The sequence below is a fragment of the Thioclava indica genome (genome assembly GCF_000714545.1).
GTDB lineage: Bacteria > Pseudomonadota > Alphaproteobacteria > Rhodobacterales > Rhodobacteraceae > Thioclava > Thioclava indica.
The window spans coordinates 21,192-35,919 of record NZ_AUNB01000032.1; the positions used below are offsets into that span (position 1 = coordinate 21,192).

11 protein-coding genes are annotated in these 14,728 nt (G+C 62.3%); 4 read left to right on the plus strand and 7 right to left on the minus strand.

Annotated elements, in window-relative coordinates; translation table 11 throughout:
• The first annotated feature begins 81 nt into the window (after window positions 1-81).
• A complete protein-coding gene (locus DT23_RS11225; protein ID WP_240473596.1) occupies window positions 82-1,197 on the plus strand; it encodes a glycosyltransferase family 4 protein in 1,116 nt (371 codons plus the stop codon).
• Entirely contained in the window at window positions 1,194-3,377 is a 2,184-nt protein-coding gene (locus tag DT23_RS11230; RefSeq protein WP_038131278.1) for a GumC family protein, read from the plus strand. The genes DT23_RS11225 and DT23_RS11230 overlap by 4 nt, the downstream gene beginning before the upstream one ends.
• A 193-nt stretch (window positions 3,378-3,570) precedes the next feature.
• Here the strand turns inward: DT23_RS11230 and DT23_RS11235 are convergent, their stop codons facing one another.
• Both DT23_RS11235 and DT23_RS11240 read right to left on the minus strand, forming a co-directional pair.
• Entirely contained in the window at window positions 3,571-4,881 is a 1,311-nt protein-coding gene (locus DT23_RS11235) for an HlyD family type I secretion periplasmic adaptor subunit (protein ID WP_420804689.1), read from the minus strand.
• The gene (locus DT23_RS11240) at window positions 4,878-6,611 is read right to left on the minus strand and encodes a type I secretion system permease/ATPase (RefSeq protein WP_038131280.1); all 1,734 of its coding nucleotides are present in this window, start codon (window positions 6,609-6,611) and stop codon (window positions 4,878-4,880) included. The genes DT23_RS11235 and DT23_RS11240 overlap by 4 nt, the downstream gene beginning before the upstream one ends.
• Window positions 6,612-6,798: 187 nt before the next feature.
• Here DT23_RS11240 and DT23_RS11245 point away from each other — a divergent pair, with 187 nt between their 5' ends.
• Complete coding sequence (locus tag DT23_RS11245; RefSeq protein WP_081847119.1) at window positions 6,799-7,491, plus strand: acetyltransferase; 693 nt, start codon at window positions 6,799-6,801, stop codon at window positions 7,489-7,491.
• Between the two features lie 53 nt (window positions 7,492-7,544).
• Here the strand turns inward: DT23_RS11245 and DT23_RS11250 are convergent, their stop codons facing one another.
• From DT23_RS11250 to DT23_RS11270, 5 genes are read right to left on the minus strand one after another with little or no spacing between them, the layout of a single operon-like run.
• Window positions 7,545-8,789 carry a DegT/DnrJ/EryC1/StrS family aminotransferase gene (locus DT23_RS11250; protein WP_051697235.1) on the minus strand — a complete coding sequence of 415 codons (1,245 nt, stop codon included), beginning with the start codon at window positions 8,787-8,789 and terminating at the stop codon, window positions 7,545-7,547.
• Entirely contained in the window at window positions 8,786-9,787 is a 1,002-nt protein-coding gene (locus tag DT23_RS11255) for an SDR family NAD(P)-dependent oxidoreductase (RefSeq protein WP_038131282.1), read from the minus strand. Before DT23_RS11255 ends, DT23_RS11250 begins: the two co-directional genes overlap by 4 nt.
• A 4-nt stretch (window positions 9,788-9,791) precedes the next feature.
• Window positions 9,792-10,913, minus strand: a complete 1,122-nt coding sequence (locus tag DT23_RS11260) for a DegT/DnrJ/EryC1/StrS family aminotransferase (RefSeq protein WP_038131286.1) — start codon at window positions 10,911-10,913, stop codon at window positions 9,792-9,794.
• Entirely contained in the window at window positions 10,910-11,929 is a 1,020-nt protein-coding gene (locus tag DT23_RS11265) for a Gfo/Idh/MocA family protein (protein WP_038131287.1), read from the minus strand. The genes DT23_RS11260 and DT23_RS11265 overlap by 4 nt, the downstream gene beginning before the upstream one ends.
• A complete protein-coding gene (locus DT23_RS11270) occupies window positions 11,926-12,519 on the minus strand; it encodes an acyltransferase (RefSeq protein ID WP_240473597.1) in 594 nt (197 codons plus the stop codon). The genes DT23_RS11265 and DT23_RS11270 overlap by 4 nt, the downstream gene beginning before the upstream one ends.
• Before the next feature lie 674 nt (window positions 12,520-13,193).
• On the opposite strand from DT23_RS11270, the gene DT23_RS11275 reads away from it, so the two are divergent.
• The coding region (locus tag DT23_RS11275) for an Ig-like domain-containing protein (protein ID WP_038131288.1) at window positions 13,194-14,728 on the plus strand (1,535 nt) is incomplete at its 3' end.

Here is a 14,728-nt window from a genome sequence, read left to right on the forward strand (position 1 = left end):
AAATCAAAGCCGACAGCGACCGGGTGGGGAAACGTGCGCAAAACCAATCATAACCGTCCAAAGGTCATGCCAGAGCCAAGCGTGCGCCACTACGTCGCCGGGGGCACCGAGCATGGCGGGGGCATTGGCCGGTTGATCGGCTATATCCTGACGGCGCAGCCCCAAAGCGCGCATGATCAGCTTGTCACCGATACACGCGGAGCGCGCTGGAGCAAGCTGCGCTCGCCGCCCCTGTTGTGGGCCGCGATGGCGGTGATGGTGAAAGACCGTCTGCTGGCGCCGGACCGGGTGCATCATCTCCATATTGCCGGACGCGGCAGCACAGCGCGCAAGGTGATCTTGGGCGGGCTGGCGCGCGGGCTTGGCTGCACCCATGTGCTGCACCTACATGATTTCGACTATGCCAGCGATTTCCTACGCCGCCCGCCATGGCAAAGGCGCGCGATCCGTGCGCTGTTTCGCGGTGCCGATCGCGTCATCGTTCTGGGCGAGCGCGACCGTTCAACGGCCAGCGATCTGCTGGGCGTGCCTGCGCGCAGCATCAGCGTGCTACACAATGCCGTGCCCGATCCGCGCCAAAGTGGCAATGCAACGCTGGACCCCCCTGCGCCAGACGCGCCCGCGCGGATCGTGTTCCTTGGCCAGCTGGGACCGCGCAAGGGCGTGCCAGAATTGCTCAATGCGCTTTCCCATCCCGCCATGGCATCGCTGAACTGGACCGCTGTTGTGGCAGGCGATGGCCCTGTCGATCACTACCGCGCCGAAGCTGCGCAGCTGGGCCTGTCAGATCGGGTGACGCTGCCCGGCTGGCTTGACCGTGCGCAGACCCGCGCACTGTCCGAAAGCTCTGATATCCTTGCGCTACCCTCTCATGCCGAGGGCATGGCGATGGCGGTCCTTGAAGGACTGGCACATGGGCTTGCCGTGGTGACGACCCGCGTGGGCGCGCATGAAGAAATCCTGCACGATGAAGAGACCTGCCGCTTCGTTCCCGTGGGCGATGTCGAGGCGCTGGCACGCGCGCTTGCCGATCTGGTCGCCCATCCCGAAACCCGCGCGCAACTCGCCATGGCGGGGCGCGATCAATATCGGAACGCGCTTAGCATCGAGGCCTATATCGGCAAGCTCGACGCCATGCATCGTTCGGTTTCCAGAGGCGCTCTGCGTGGCGCTTCAGCCCAGCGAGGCACCGTATGAACCAGCTTCAACCTAATCGAGCCTCGCGTTCGACCTTTGCCGCTCCTGAACCCGCACGACCGCGCGAGGCCGATTTCGACCTCAGCGCGACGCTGCGCATGGTGCGCCGCAACGCGCGGTTTATTGCGGCAGTCACCGCCCTGCTGACGCTTGCCACCCTGCCCTTCATTATCGCGATCGAGCCGTCCTATCGCGCGCAGGCCCGGTTTTTGATCCATCCCACCTTGTCGATCGACACCAGCAACGAGACGCTTGCCCCCGATCTGAGCGACGAGGTCGAGCGGCTGCGCTCACGCGGGATTGCCGATCAGGTCATCGCGCATTTCGATCTGACCGCCAATCCCGAGTTCAATCCGCAACTGGCCCCGCCCGGCCCGTTGCGTAGCACTTGGACGGCGGTGAAGTCGGCCCTGAGCGGCATGCCTGCGCCGCCGCCCCAAGAGACGCCAGATCGCGTTTTGTCAAACTATTATCAGCACCTCTCGGTCTGGCACGAAACCAAAAGCCAAGTGGTGCAGATCAGCTTTACCGCTCGCGATCCCCAGCTTGCGGCAGATGTGCCCAACGCGATGATCGGTATCTATCTGGCCGATCGCGAGGCCAAACATCAGCAAAGGATCTCAGGGGCGTTGGCGTTGCTTGATACCCAGATCGCTGCGCAGAAAAGCAATGTCGCAAGTGCGGCCGCCGAAGCGCAGGCCTATCAGCAAGAAAGTGGCGTCACCTCGGTCGGACGCTCGGAAACGCTGGAGCAAAGCCGCATCGTTCTGGTCAATGAACAACTGTCCGATATTCAGCGCCAGATGGCGGAACTGCGTGGCAAGCTGCGCTCGGTGGATGCTGCGCTTGCAGACGGCAACGGCATTACGCAGGACGAGCCCGAGGAAATCGGCGAACTGCGCAAGGCGCTGCAACTGCGCAAACGCGCGCTGGCCCAACTGACGGCAAGCTATGGCGAAGCTTATGGCGGGGTGATGATGGAACGCGCCCATATCGCCGAGATCGAAAGCTCGATCCGGGCGGCACTTGGCGAATGGGCTGGCTCGATGCGCGCCCAGCTTGGCCAGTTCAAGGATGAGGAAGCGCGTCTGGCGCGCACCAGCGATCGCCTTCAGGGCACGTTGTCCAAGACCACCGTGGCCGAGTTGAACCTGATCAACCTGATCCGGCGCGCCGATGCCCAGCGCGCAATTCTCGATGGCTATGAGAATCAACGCCGCCAGTTAGAGGCGCGCCTGTCCCAGCCTGCGCTGGACCTTGAAATGATTGCCCCCGCAGTGCCGCCGATCTGGCCCGAGGGGCGGGGGCGCAAGATCTATCTGATCGTCACGTTCCTCGCATCGACCCTTCTGGCGCTGACCTTGGCGGGGGGGCGCGAGCTGATTGATCGCAAGGCGCGCTCGCTGACGCAATTCGAGGATGACCCCGATCTTGTGGCGGTCGGGATGCTGCCCGCATTGCGGCGCCGCGATACGGCAGGCAGCAGCGAGCGCCATCTCAGGACGGCGCTGAGTTCGAGCATTGCGATGATCTCTGCGCAGGAAGGCGGGGCGCTGCCGCGCAGCCTGATGATCACGCCGGTGCAGCCCCATGATGGCGCGCGTTTCGTCGGGTATCGAATGGCGCGCGAATTGGTTGCAAGCGGTCAGGCTGTGTTGCTGATCGACACGGTTGGCAAGCGTGAACCGTGGTATATCGAGCGCCTGCCCGCGTTTCTGCATCCCGACAAGGCGCTGTCCCAGACCGGCCCGGGCGGGCTGGCCGAACATCTGCGCGAGGGGCGCGATCTGGGCGAGCTGGTCGATTGTCTGGACACGGACGGGCTGCGCATTCTGCATCGTGGCAACGGGCCGATCCCGGCTCTCGAAGACGGGCAAGCCATTCGCTCGATCCTAAAATATGCCTCGACCCATCGTCTAATGGCGATCTTCGTTTGCCCGCCTGCGCTTAGCAGTGCCTCGACGACCCATATCGCCTCGGTGATGGAAGAGGTTCTGATGGTCGTGGGCTGGGGACGCACGCCGCTGGATACGGTGCGCGCAAACGCCAGTCACTTGCAGATGGCGGGGGTGGACAAGGTTCTGACGCTGCTTAACCGCGTCGACCCACAGCGTCAGGCGCTGTATCCGTTTGGCGATGGCACGGCCTTTGCCCATGCCGCGCGCGCCGATGCCTGGTAGGTTCGCGGCGCGCCGGATGCGTAAGACAGACATCGCGCAAGGGCGTCGCCTGCGCGACTGAAGGGGCTGGCGGCTCAGATTGTAGCCCCCCCACCCGCCACACCAACTCTCGCGTCTCAAGATGGCAGGTTTGTGTCTGCGCCCCCGTGCGCGCTGCGCCGCGAGCCACCGGCTCGCCGCTTTGCTGTGCGCCTTAGCCGCGGAAGGCGCGGGCGAAATAGTCGCTGAGGGGTTTGACGAGATAGGCCAGCGGCGTGCGATCCTGCGTACGGATGAACACCTCGACCGGCATGCCGGGGATCAGGGTGACATCGTCTGGCAGACGCTCGCGCTCGCTCTCGCTGAGGGTGATTTCGACGCGGTAATAGCTCGCCTTCGAGCTTTCATCCGTAAACGCATCCGCCGAGATCTGCACGACTTTCCCGGTCAGTTCCGGCGTCGTGCGCCGATCCAGCGCCGAAAAGCGCACGCGCACGTCCTGCCCGATGCGGATCTGGTCGATATGGCTTGGCACGACCTGCGCGTGAATGACCAGCGGGCGGTCCTGCGGCACGATAAACAGGACTTGATCGGCAGGCTTGAGCACCGAGCGCGGCGCAAAGACCTGCAACCCGTAAACCACACCCGACACCGGCGCGGCGATCTCCAGCCGGTCGATCTGCTCGATCAGCGACAGGCGTTGCTCGCGCAGTTCCAGCTCGCGATATTGCAGGTCTTGCAACGTCGTGTTGGTCTCTTCGCGCAGGCCAGATTGCAGCTTTAGCAGCTCGATATCAATCTCGGTCATGCGGCCCTCGGCTTGCGCCTTTTGCGCGGTCAACTCACCCAGACTGCCCATCAGCCCCGCCTCTTCGCGCCGCAGGGACAGCACGCGCGAGGCCTGTGCCAGCCCGCGATCCAGCAGCGATTGCTGATCGCTCAACTCGCCGCTGATCAAGTCGGTTTGCTGGCTCAGCGCGCTTTGCTGCGCCACGATCCCCTTGATCTGATCGGCGATCTGCAGCTTGCGTTTCTTAAGCTGCGAGACTTCATTCGTCAGCGTCTCGGCGCGCGCGGCCAGTAGACGCCTTTGACCATCCATCAAGCCTTGAATATCGGCATTCTCGCGCGCCGCCTTGACGACCAGCGGGTCGAAGGTGATCTCGCTGTTGCCATCGCGCTCGGCCTCAAGGCGGCCCCGCCGCGCCATCAGCTCATAAAGCTCGTTTTCCGTAATCAGCAACTTGGATTTGAGCGTCGTGGGATCAAGGCGCAGCAAGGGCTGCCCGGCCTGAACCATCTCGCCCTCATCGACCAGAATCTCTGAAACCACCCCGCCATCGGGATGCTGCACGACCTGGCGGTTCTGATCGACTTCGATGCGACCATTGGCGATCACCGCCCCCGCGATATTGGTGAATGCCGCCCAACTGCCAAAACCGCCCAGCAGCAGGACAAGGCCGAACACCCCAATCGAAATCGGCCAATATGCGGACCATGCCGGGCGCGGTGCGCGCTTCATCATCGGATCCCCCCGGTGCCTGTGGATTTCACGATCGTCGAGCGGTTCTGCACCACCTCGCGCAGCACGTCGTCCTTGGGACCAAAGGCGCGCACTGCCCCGTTTTCCAGCATCAGCAAGATGTTGCATTCCTTGATTGCGGCGGGGCGGTGGGCCATGATCAGCACCGATTTACCCGCCTCCATGAAGCCCCGGATCGCGCGGTTCACGGCGGCGCTGCCCTCGCTGTCGAGATTGGAATTGGGCTCGTCCAGCACGAGGATCACCGGATCGCCATACATCGCGCGCGCCAAACCGATGCGCTGCATCTGCCCGCCCGACAAGCGCCCGCCATTGGCCGAAACCAGGGTGTCATAGCCCTGCGGCAGCTTGAGGATCATCTCATGGGCATCGGCCTTGGTAGCCGCAGCAACGACTGCCGCCGGGTCGGGCGCGTCCGACAGGCGCGCGATATTTTCGGCAATCGTGCCGTCAAACAATTGCACGCGCTGGGGCAGATAGCCGATATGGCGGCCAAGGATGTGGGGCGCAAACTGATCGAGCGTCGCGCCATCCAGCCGGATCGTTCCCGAACGCGGCCGCCACACGCCGGTAATCGCGCGTGCCAGCGTGGATTTGCCAGAGCCTGAGGTGCCGATCACGCCGATGGCCTGCCCCGGCTCGACCTTGAAGTTGATGGATTTGAGAACGGGTTCGGCCTCACCCGGCGCGAGGATTGACAGGTTTTGCACCTCAAGGCGCGCCTTGGGGCGGGGCAATTCGGTGCGCGGGGTTTCGGGGGGCACCTGTTCGAGCAAAATCTCTAGGCTGCTCCAGCCCTTGCGCGCCCGCTGGATCGTGGCCCATTGACCCACAATCTGCTCGACGGGGGCCAAGGCGCGCCCCAGCAGGATCGAGGCCGCGATCATCGCGCCCGCTGTCATCTCGCCGCGCAGCACCAGATAAGCCCCGAGACCCAGCATCGCCGATTGTAGAAACAGCCGGAATGTCTTGGTGGTGACCGAAAACGTGCCCCCCAGATCCGAGGCGCGGATCTGCGCCCCAAGCGCGCGCCCGCGTGCCTTTTGCCAGCGCTCAAAGGCGGCATCGCGCATCCCCATCGCCTGCACCATCTCGGCCTCAGAGCGGATTTGATTGGCCATCATCCCGGCCTGAACCGCCGCCTGATTGGCATTTGCAAGCGACGTGCGCGTAGCAAACTGGTTAAACAGCGCAACCGCGACCAGCAACGCGCCGCCCGCCAGTGCCAACGTTCCGAGCCAAGGATGGAAAATCCAGATCCCCGCAAGGAAAAGCGGCGTCCAAGGCAGGTCGAACACGGCCGTCAGCACGGGCGAGGCGATCAGGCGTTGCACCGCCTCCAGATCGGCAAGCCCGGTGGTCGTGTGCTCGTCCGGCGCGATCGCGGATTTGCGCACCACCGCATCGAATACGCGGCGATCCAGACGCGCCTGAAACCGCGCGCCGACCCGTCCCATGATCCGGCCGCGCGCGTAATCGAGCAGCCCCATCATCGCATAGAGAAACGCCACCAGTGCGGTCAGCGCCACCAGCGTCTCGACCGAACGGCTGCCCAGCACCCGGTCATAGACCTGCAACATGTAAAGTGGCCCGGTCAGCATCAGCAGATTCACAAAGATGCTGAACACCCCGACACAGGTATAAAGCCCCCAAGAGGCCTTGCGCGCCGCGCGCAGCTCGGCTCGGCCATGAGTGTGGGGGGGATGCGTCATTCTGGGGTCATCCTTACGTGGCGGCGGCGCGGGAGGCTTCGTCTTGGCTCGCCATTTCCGGGCCGTTGCGCTGCGGTGTTTGATCACGCGACGCGCTGCGCGACCATCGCCGCGAGACCTGAGCGGCCATTTTCCGCCGCAAGACCGACCGCTTGCAAGACGATGACCGTAAGGTACGAATCGTGATATGGCATTGGTCAAGCTTGAGTATCAGGCCAAACCCTTTTGCAGAAAATGGAAAATCGCGGTGACAACCCGGAAAATCGTGCTGATCGGACTGAGCGGAAACACGCGCGAGATTTTCGAGGCGGTCGAGGCGGAGTTCGAGATCTCCGCGATCCTGTCGGACGATCCCGCCCATGCCCCCGATTTTGAGGGCGTGCCAGTCGTCCCGCTCTCGCAGGCACATGACTTTCCCGACGCGCAATTTGTGTTCCTGATCGGCTCGCAAACCTCGTATCGCCAACGCGCTGCGCTGATCGCGCGGCTGGCCATCCCGCAGGATCGTTACGCCCGCATCATCCACCCGCGCGCGACCGTGTCGCGTTTTGCGCAACTGGGCACGGGCACGGTGCTGCATTGTGGTGTTACGCTGACCTCGAACGCTGTTTTGGGCGCGCATGTAATGGTGCTGCCCCATTCCGTCATTCATCATGATGTGCGCATCGGGGATCATTCGCTGATCGGCTCGAACGTGACCATCGCGGGCGCGGTCGAGATCGGCGAGAGTTGTTATATCGCCAGCGCCTGTTCGATCCGCAACGGCGTGCGTATCGGGAATGGAGCACTGATCGGGATGGGGGCGAATGTGTTGAATGACGTGGCCCCCGGCGCGGTGATGGTGGGCAATCCGGCACGCGAAATTCCGCGCCGCAGCTAGGGGCGATATCGCGCCAAGGTTGCCCGCGCGCCCCGGATCGCCGTCCTGTTTCATCACCCCGGCTCGCGCATCGGCTGGGCTGCACGCACCGCGTCAGCGTTCGAGGTCGCCACAATCTTTAGCGTCCCACGCTTGCGCCGCGACGCGCCGGCCCCGCGCGCCTTTGCCATCTCATCGCGCAGCGTGTCGACGACTGTGGCCACCTCGGCATCGCTCATCTGGGCATATAGCGGCAGTAGGATCGCGTGATCGCGCGCCTGTTCGGAACGGATCAGCGAATGACGCAGTTCGACATCCGCCTGCGCGGGTTCCATATGCATGCACATGATGGCGCGCCGCGTGGTCACGCCCTGATCCAGCAAGCCTTGCATCAAGGCGCGCTGATCAATCGCCGGGTCAAGACGCACGCAATAGCTTTGCCAGTTGGAGCGCGCCCAATCGGGTTCGAACGGCGTGGATAGCCCCTCAATCTCAGCCAGCATCGCATCATAATGCGCGGCAATCTCACGGCGGCGACGCACGATCATGTCGAGCCGCCCGAGTTGCACGCGCCCGACAGACGCCTGAATATCGGTCATGCGGTAGTTATAGCCGCGCTCGATATAGCTTTCGAACACGACACTTGCAGCGGCGTGACGGGCGGTGTCGGAAATCGACATCCCGTGCTGGCGCCACAACCGGAATTTCGCGTCATATTCAGGGTTTCGGGTGGTCAGCATCCCGCCCTCGCCTGTCGTGATGACCTTGCGCGGATGAAACGAGAAACACGCGATATCGCCATGGGGCGCGCCAATCTTGCCCCATTGCCCGTCAACGCGGATTTCCGAGCCGATGGCGCAGGCCGCATCCTCGATCAGCGGCAGATCATGAGCGCGCGCAATCAAAAGCAGCGCCGTGAGATCACAGGGCATCCCGATCTGATGCACACACATGATCGCCTTGGTGCGCGGCGTGATCGCCTGCGCGACTGCCTCGGGGTCGATATTGTAGCCATCCGCCTCGATATCGACGAACACAGGCATTGCGCCGCATTGCCGGATCGCGTTGCCCGTCGCGACAAAGGAATGGCTGACGGTGATCACCTCATCGCCGGGACCAACGCCCACCGCCTGACAGGCCAGATGCAGCGCGGTCGTGCAGTTGGACACGGCCACCGCATGGGGGGCGCCAACGAGGGCGGCGAAATCGGCCTCGAACGCGGCCACTTGCGGCCCTTGCGAGACCCAGCCCGACAAGACCGCGTTATGGGCGGCCTGCGCTTCGGCCTCGCCCAAGAGCGGTTTGGCAATCGGTATCATGCGAACATCTCCCGCGTTTGCTTCGTCGTCGTTTCAGCCTGCCACCATGCAATCAGATCGGCGAGACCTTCGGCGACCGGGATCTGCGGGGTGAAACCAAGCTGTTTGGCGGCCAGCGCCCCCGAGGCGAGACGGCGCGGCACCGGGTTGACGTTGCGCTCGGGCGCGTGGGTTGGCACCAGATCGGGCCGCCCCATCCCGGCGGATAGCAGCTTGGCCAGTTCCAGAAGCGAGGTTTCGCTCTCGCTGCCCACGTTGAACACCGCATCCGAGACCGGCACGCTGGCCGCAAGGATATTGGCCCGCGCCACGTCACGCACGTCGATCATATCCATCGTCTGAAGCCCGTCGCCGAACACGATCGGCGGTTCCCCATTGGCGATCCGCTCCATCCAGCGCACCATGACTTCGGTGTAGCGGCCATGCAGATCCATGCGCGGACCGTAGACATTGAAGTAGCGCAGCGCGACATATTCCAGCCCGTACATATCGTTGAACGAGCGCAGCAGCCCCTCGCCAAACGTCTTGGCCGCACCATACAGCGTGCGGTTGGGATAGGGCGGCTCGGATTCGGTGGTCGGGAAATGCGCGGCCATGCCATAGATCGAGGCCGAAGACGCCATCACCACCTTACGTGTGCCCGCGCGCTGACACATCTGCAAAAGGTCGTAGGTGGCCTGCACCATCACCGACATCGCCTCATCAGGTTCGGCGGCACAATGGGTGATGCGCAGGGCAGCCTGATGAAACACGGTATCGGTGCCTGCGACCAAACGCTCCATCAGGTCGGTGTCGCGAATGTCGCCTTCGATCACCGTTACCCGCCTGTCGCCCAACGCCGCAGCCAAGTTTTCACGCCGCCCGCGCACCATGTTGTCAATGACGATGATCTCGCCGCAGTTCTCGGCCAGCAGAAGATCGACGATATGAGAGCCGACAAAGCCACTGCCGCCGGTGACCAGAATGCGCTTGTTTGCCAGAATAGACTGCGTGCTCATGGGATTATCCTTGCATTTCCATTGGAGCCATCGCGCCAGCGAAGCGGTTCACCGACTCGATGATATGCTCGACATGTTTGTCCGTCAGATCGGGGTGGATGGGCAGCGAGACGGTCGTGTCGGCGTAAGCCTCTGCAATCGGGAAATCGCCGCCCGCATAGCCCATGCGGGCATAGGCGGGTTGCAGATGCACCGGGAGGGGGTAGTGGATACTGGTGGGCACTCCGGCGGTTTCCAGATTGGCTTGGAACTCGGCGCGATTGGCCACGCGGATCGCATAGACATGGCCCACATGATCCTCGCCGAACGGCCCCTTGGCGCGCGAGATGTCGGGGGCAAGTCCTTCGTGATACATGTTGGCGATGCGACGACGCGCGGCGTTCCACGCATCAAGATGGCGCAGCTTCACATCAAGGATCGCACCCTGCACCGCATCCATGCGGAAATTGTAGCCTTCAACGACGTGATTGCCTTTGCCCTTCTGGCCCCAGTCGCGCAGACAGCGCACCTTCTCATCCAGCTCTGCCGAACTGGTAACGACCGCCCCGCCCTCGCCGCATGCGCCAAGGTTCTTGCCCGGATAAAAGCTGAAGCAACCGATATCGCCGAATGTGCCCGCTCGCTGCGAGCCGCGTTGCGCGCCATGGGCCTGTGCGGCGTCTTCGATCACCAGCAGCCTGTGGCGGCGCGCAATTGCGACGATGGACTGCATATCGGCGAGGCGGCCATGTAAATGCACCGGCATGATCGCGCGGGTGCGCAGAGTGATGGCGGCCTCGATCAGCGCGGGGTCCATGTTCCATGTCTCGGGGTCGATATCGACGAGAACGGGCGTTGCGCCAGTGTAAAGGATCGCGGCCACCGTGGCGACGAAAGTGGACGGCGTGGTGATCACCTCATCGCCCGGCCCAATCCCGGCGGCCAGCAGCGCCAGATGCAACGCCGAGGTGCCACTGCTGACGCCAATCACCGAGCCCGCCCCGCAATAAAGCGCGAAGTTCTCCTCAAATGCCTCGACAGGCTCGCCCAGCACATAATTGCCGCTGCGCAGCACTTGCAGCACGGCTTCTTCGATCTCGGGGGCGATGGCGCGATATTGGGCGCGAAGGTTCAGGAACGGGATCATGACGCCTCTCTTTTCTGGCCAAGTTCGACGGGGAAGCCCCGACGGGTTGTGGAAAGGGTTGCCGCGGCAAGCAGCTCGACGACGCGCAAGCCTCCGACGCCATCGGTCAAAGGCGTAGCCTTGGTGTCGATGCAGCGCGCGAATTCCTGAACCTCGGTTACCAGCGCCTCTTTGGACGACAGCGCAGGCGCGCGCATATCCCCAAGGCGATAGGACACCAGCGGCTCGTAAGGATCACTGCCCGGAGCCGCGCCGCGATCATAGACCTTGACCTTTTCGCTGGTTTGCATGTCGTCATAGATCACCATCCGCTGGCTACCCCCGATCACGGTCTGACGGATCTTGACGGGCGCAAGCCAATTCACGTTGAGATAGGCCATCACCCCGTCATCATAATAGATCGACAGATGCGCCATATTGGCCGGGCTGCCTTTGATACAGGCCGCCGCGCTGGCAGACACCGCAATCGGGCTGGCCCCCAGAAGATGGTCGAGGATCGCGATGTCATGCACCGCCAGATCCCAGATCACATCCACGTCGCGCTGGAAAATTCCAAGGTTCACCCGCGTGGAGTCGTAGTAATACATCTTGCCCAGTTCACCCGAATGCATCAGCTCTGAAATCTTTTGCACCGCGCCGGTATAGATGAAGGTGTGATCGACCATCAGGATCACGCCTTTGCGCGCAGCCGCCTCGACCAGTTGCGCGGCGCGCTGGGGCGTATCGGCCATCGGCTTTTCGACCAGCACATGCTTGCCCGCCTGAATTGCGGCCATCGCAAGGCTGAAATGGCTCGCAACGGGCGTGGCGATCATCACCGCATCGACCTTGGGGTCTGCGATCATTTCCAGAATATCATCGCTCAGCCGTGCCGCCGGATGGCGCTGCGCCGCGCGTCCCCGCGCCGTGCTGTCGCGATCTGCGATCATCTCTACGCGCGCGCAACCCGATTCCGAGACCGCCCGGGCGAGGTTTGGTCCCCAATAGCCGTATCCTGCGACTCCTACGTTGATCATGCCCGGTCCTCCGGTTGCTGCGACTGTCGTGTCGATGAATGAGATTGGCCGTTGCTTTGCGCGAGCGGCACCTCTCCGATGACCCGCGCGGGCACGCCTGCGACGATTGTGCGCGCGGGCACGTCTCGGGTGACGACCGCGCCAGCCCCGATCAGCGCGCCCGCGCCGATCGAGATGCCGCACAAAATGGTGGCGTTAGAGCCGATAGAGGCACCGCGCCCGACCCGCGTCTCAAGGCACTCCCAATCTTGCGCACCTTTCAGCGCGCCATCGGGATTGGTACTGGCGGGATACATGTCATTGGTGAACATCACGCCGTGGCCGACAAACACCCCATCCTCCAGCGTGACGCCGCTACACACGAAACTATGCGAGGAAATCTTGCACCGCGCGCCGATGCTGGTATCGGCTTGCATTTCAACGAACGGGCCGATCTGGGTCTGGCTGCCAATCGTGCAGCCATAGATATTCACCAGATCCGGGTGGGTGATCTTTACATCTGCGGCGAGCGAGCAATTCACGATTGGCACATCATTGATCCGTTGCTTGGCCGCAGCGCCCCGATCAGGCCCTTGGCGGCGTTTAACCACAGATCAAAGCTGACAAATCACGCGTCGTTTAAGAACCGCGCTATTGGGCGTAGCGCGTTGCGGATCGGTGGAATTGGGGCTTGGACCGCCACCGCCAAACGCCGCGCGGGCACCGCTAATTTGCGCCTGCCTGCACCAAAAGACACCGGCACCGTGCTGCGCGACATCCGTTTGAAACGCTCATCTCATCCGGATGCACCCGCCCTACGCCTTTTGCGTAAAGCCCCGAAACGGTGCGCTCGGAGGCCTACTGGCGCTCCGCCCGGCGACAAGACCGAGTCGCTTTGCGGGTAAAAGACGCGTCCAAAAATCGCCACCGGCAAGCGGAGGATTGCCAGATAGGGACCGATTTCGTGCCAGAGCTCCGCCTTCAGAACTTAACCGGCATAAACCCGCCCATTTCACGCCCCTGCACCTCCGTAAGACAAGCTGCTGACCTTCGGATAAAAAAACTGCGCCGTTAACGTCTCCGAAACCTAAATCGGCGCAAAATGCAAAACTCATTGTCAAGTTGCCGCTTACGTTCCCGGGGGCATCTGCCGTTATAGGAATCTCGATGCTATCTATCCTTCGCATTATGCAAATGATCGAAGCAAAGGATCTTTCGGCCAGTGCCCCTATACCTTTCGAGGTGCTTGGCAGACTCCCCGGTCAAAATCCTACTGGAGGCAAGAATGACGGTCTACTACGTCGACACGAACGGCAACGATAACGCGAACGGCAGCGACGGTTCTCCGTTTCGAACTATCGGACAAGCGCTCAACGCCAATCTCAACCCCGGAGACGAGATTGTTGTGCGCGCGGGCACCTACAACGAGTCCCTCAATATTAACCAAGGCGGCTCGGCTGCAGGCGATATCACGATCCGCGCCGAAGACCCCGGCACGGCCCTGATCCGCCCGCCTTCAGGCGCGTGGAACGCAATCAGCGTGAATGCGAACTATGTCACGATTGAGGGGTTCGACATCGCGAATGCCGCGGGAGACGGGATTGAGGCCAACAGCGTCCACCACATCACCATTGCCGACAATACCGTGCATGGTAACGGCGAGTCCGGCATTCAGTTCAACTACTCGGAATTCATCACCATTGAGGGCAACGAGACCTATGACAATGCCTCATCAGGCTGGTACTCGGGGATCTCGATCTATCAGAATCGCAATGTCAGCGGCGATACCACGACGCCCGGATATCGCACGATTATCCGCGACAACATCACCCATGACAACGTGACCCAAAGCGGCGCGCATACCGATGGCAACGGCATCATCATCGATGATTTCCAAAGCACCCAGACCGATGGCCACCCGAATTACACTTACCCGACGCTGGTAGAAAACAACGTCGCCTATGGCAACGGTGGCAAGGGTATTCAGGTCACCTGGAGCGACTATGTGACGGTGAGCAACAACACCGCCTATCACAACAATGTCGATCTGCAGAATGACGGCACCTGGCGCGGTGAAATCTCGAATGCGCAGTCGAGCAACAACACCTTCGTCAACAACATCGCCGTGGCCGACCCCAGCATCAATAGCAACAACACCGCGATTGATAACAACTCCTACGGCGGCTATTCGAACGACAATGTCGTTTGGGAAGACAACGTCTTGTACAACGGCAAGACGGGGCAGATGTCTGCATCCACCGATGGCGGCAATGACGCCCCGAGCGCGGCTGACGGCAATCTGATCGGCGTTAATCCGGGTTTCGTGAACCCCGCGAATGGCGATTTCAGCATTTCCGCAGGATCGGTTGCGGTTAATCTTGGCGCCGATATGGATGGTTCGAGTTCAGTGACCTCGCCTCCCACGACATCCACGCCCGACCCTGTTGTCACTCCCGATCCTGACCCTGTCGTGACGCCCGACCCGGCCCCCACGACGCCCGCAGTCGAGAACGCAGCCCCCGTCGCACATGACGACATCAACTTCAAAACCTCGCCGAATGCACCGTTGATTTTGCAACAATCGCAGCTTCTGTCCAATGACAGCGATGCGGATGGCGATGCTCTCATTCTGACGAATGTCGTGGGTTCGACACAGGGCAGCGCGAAACTGACCTCGGGGAACAACATCTCGTTCACGCCCGAGAGCGATGCCAGCGGCACGGCCAGCGTGACTTATACGGTGTCTGATCAAAACGGCGGCACAGATACCGCGACGGCGTATATCGACATCGTGGCTGCGGCTCCTTCGGGACCGGGCGG

Excerpts from the sequence above, each read along its gene's own strand:
- DT23_RS11230 (WP_038131278.1), top strand. The coding sequence starts at position 1,194 with ATGAACCAGCTTCAACCTAATCGAGCCTCGCGTTCGACCTTTGCCGCT.
- DT23_RS11240 (WP_038131280.1), bottom strand. The coding sequence starts at position 6,611 with ATGACGCATCCCCCCCACACTCATGGCCGAGCCGAGCTGCGCGCGGCG.
- DT23_RS11245 (WP_081847119.1), top strand. The coding sequence starts at position 6,799 with ATGGCATTGGTCAAGCTTGAGTATCAGGCCAAACCCTTTTGCAGAAAA.
- DT23_RS11260 (WP_038131286.1), bottom strand. The coding sequence starts at position 10,913 with ATGATCCCGTTCCTGAACCTTCGCGCCCAATATCGCGCCATCGCCCCC.
- DT23_RS11250 (WP_051697235.1), bottom strand. The coding sequence starts at position 8,789 with ATGATACCGATTGCCAAACCGCTCTTGGGCGAGGCCGAAGCGCAGGCC.
- DT23_RS11235 (WP_420804689.1), bottom strand. The coding sequence starts at position 4,881 with ATGATGAAGCGCGCACCGCGCCCGGCATGGTCCGCATATTGGCCGATT.
- DT23_RS11265 (WP_038131287.1), bottom strand. The coding sequence starts at position 11,929 with ATGATCAACGTAGGAGTCGCAGGATACGGCTATTGGGGACCAAACCTC.
- DT23_RS11255 (WP_038131282.1), bottom strand. The coding sequence starts at position 9,787 with ATGAGCACGCAGTCTATTCTGGCAAACAAGCGCATTCTGGTCACCGGC.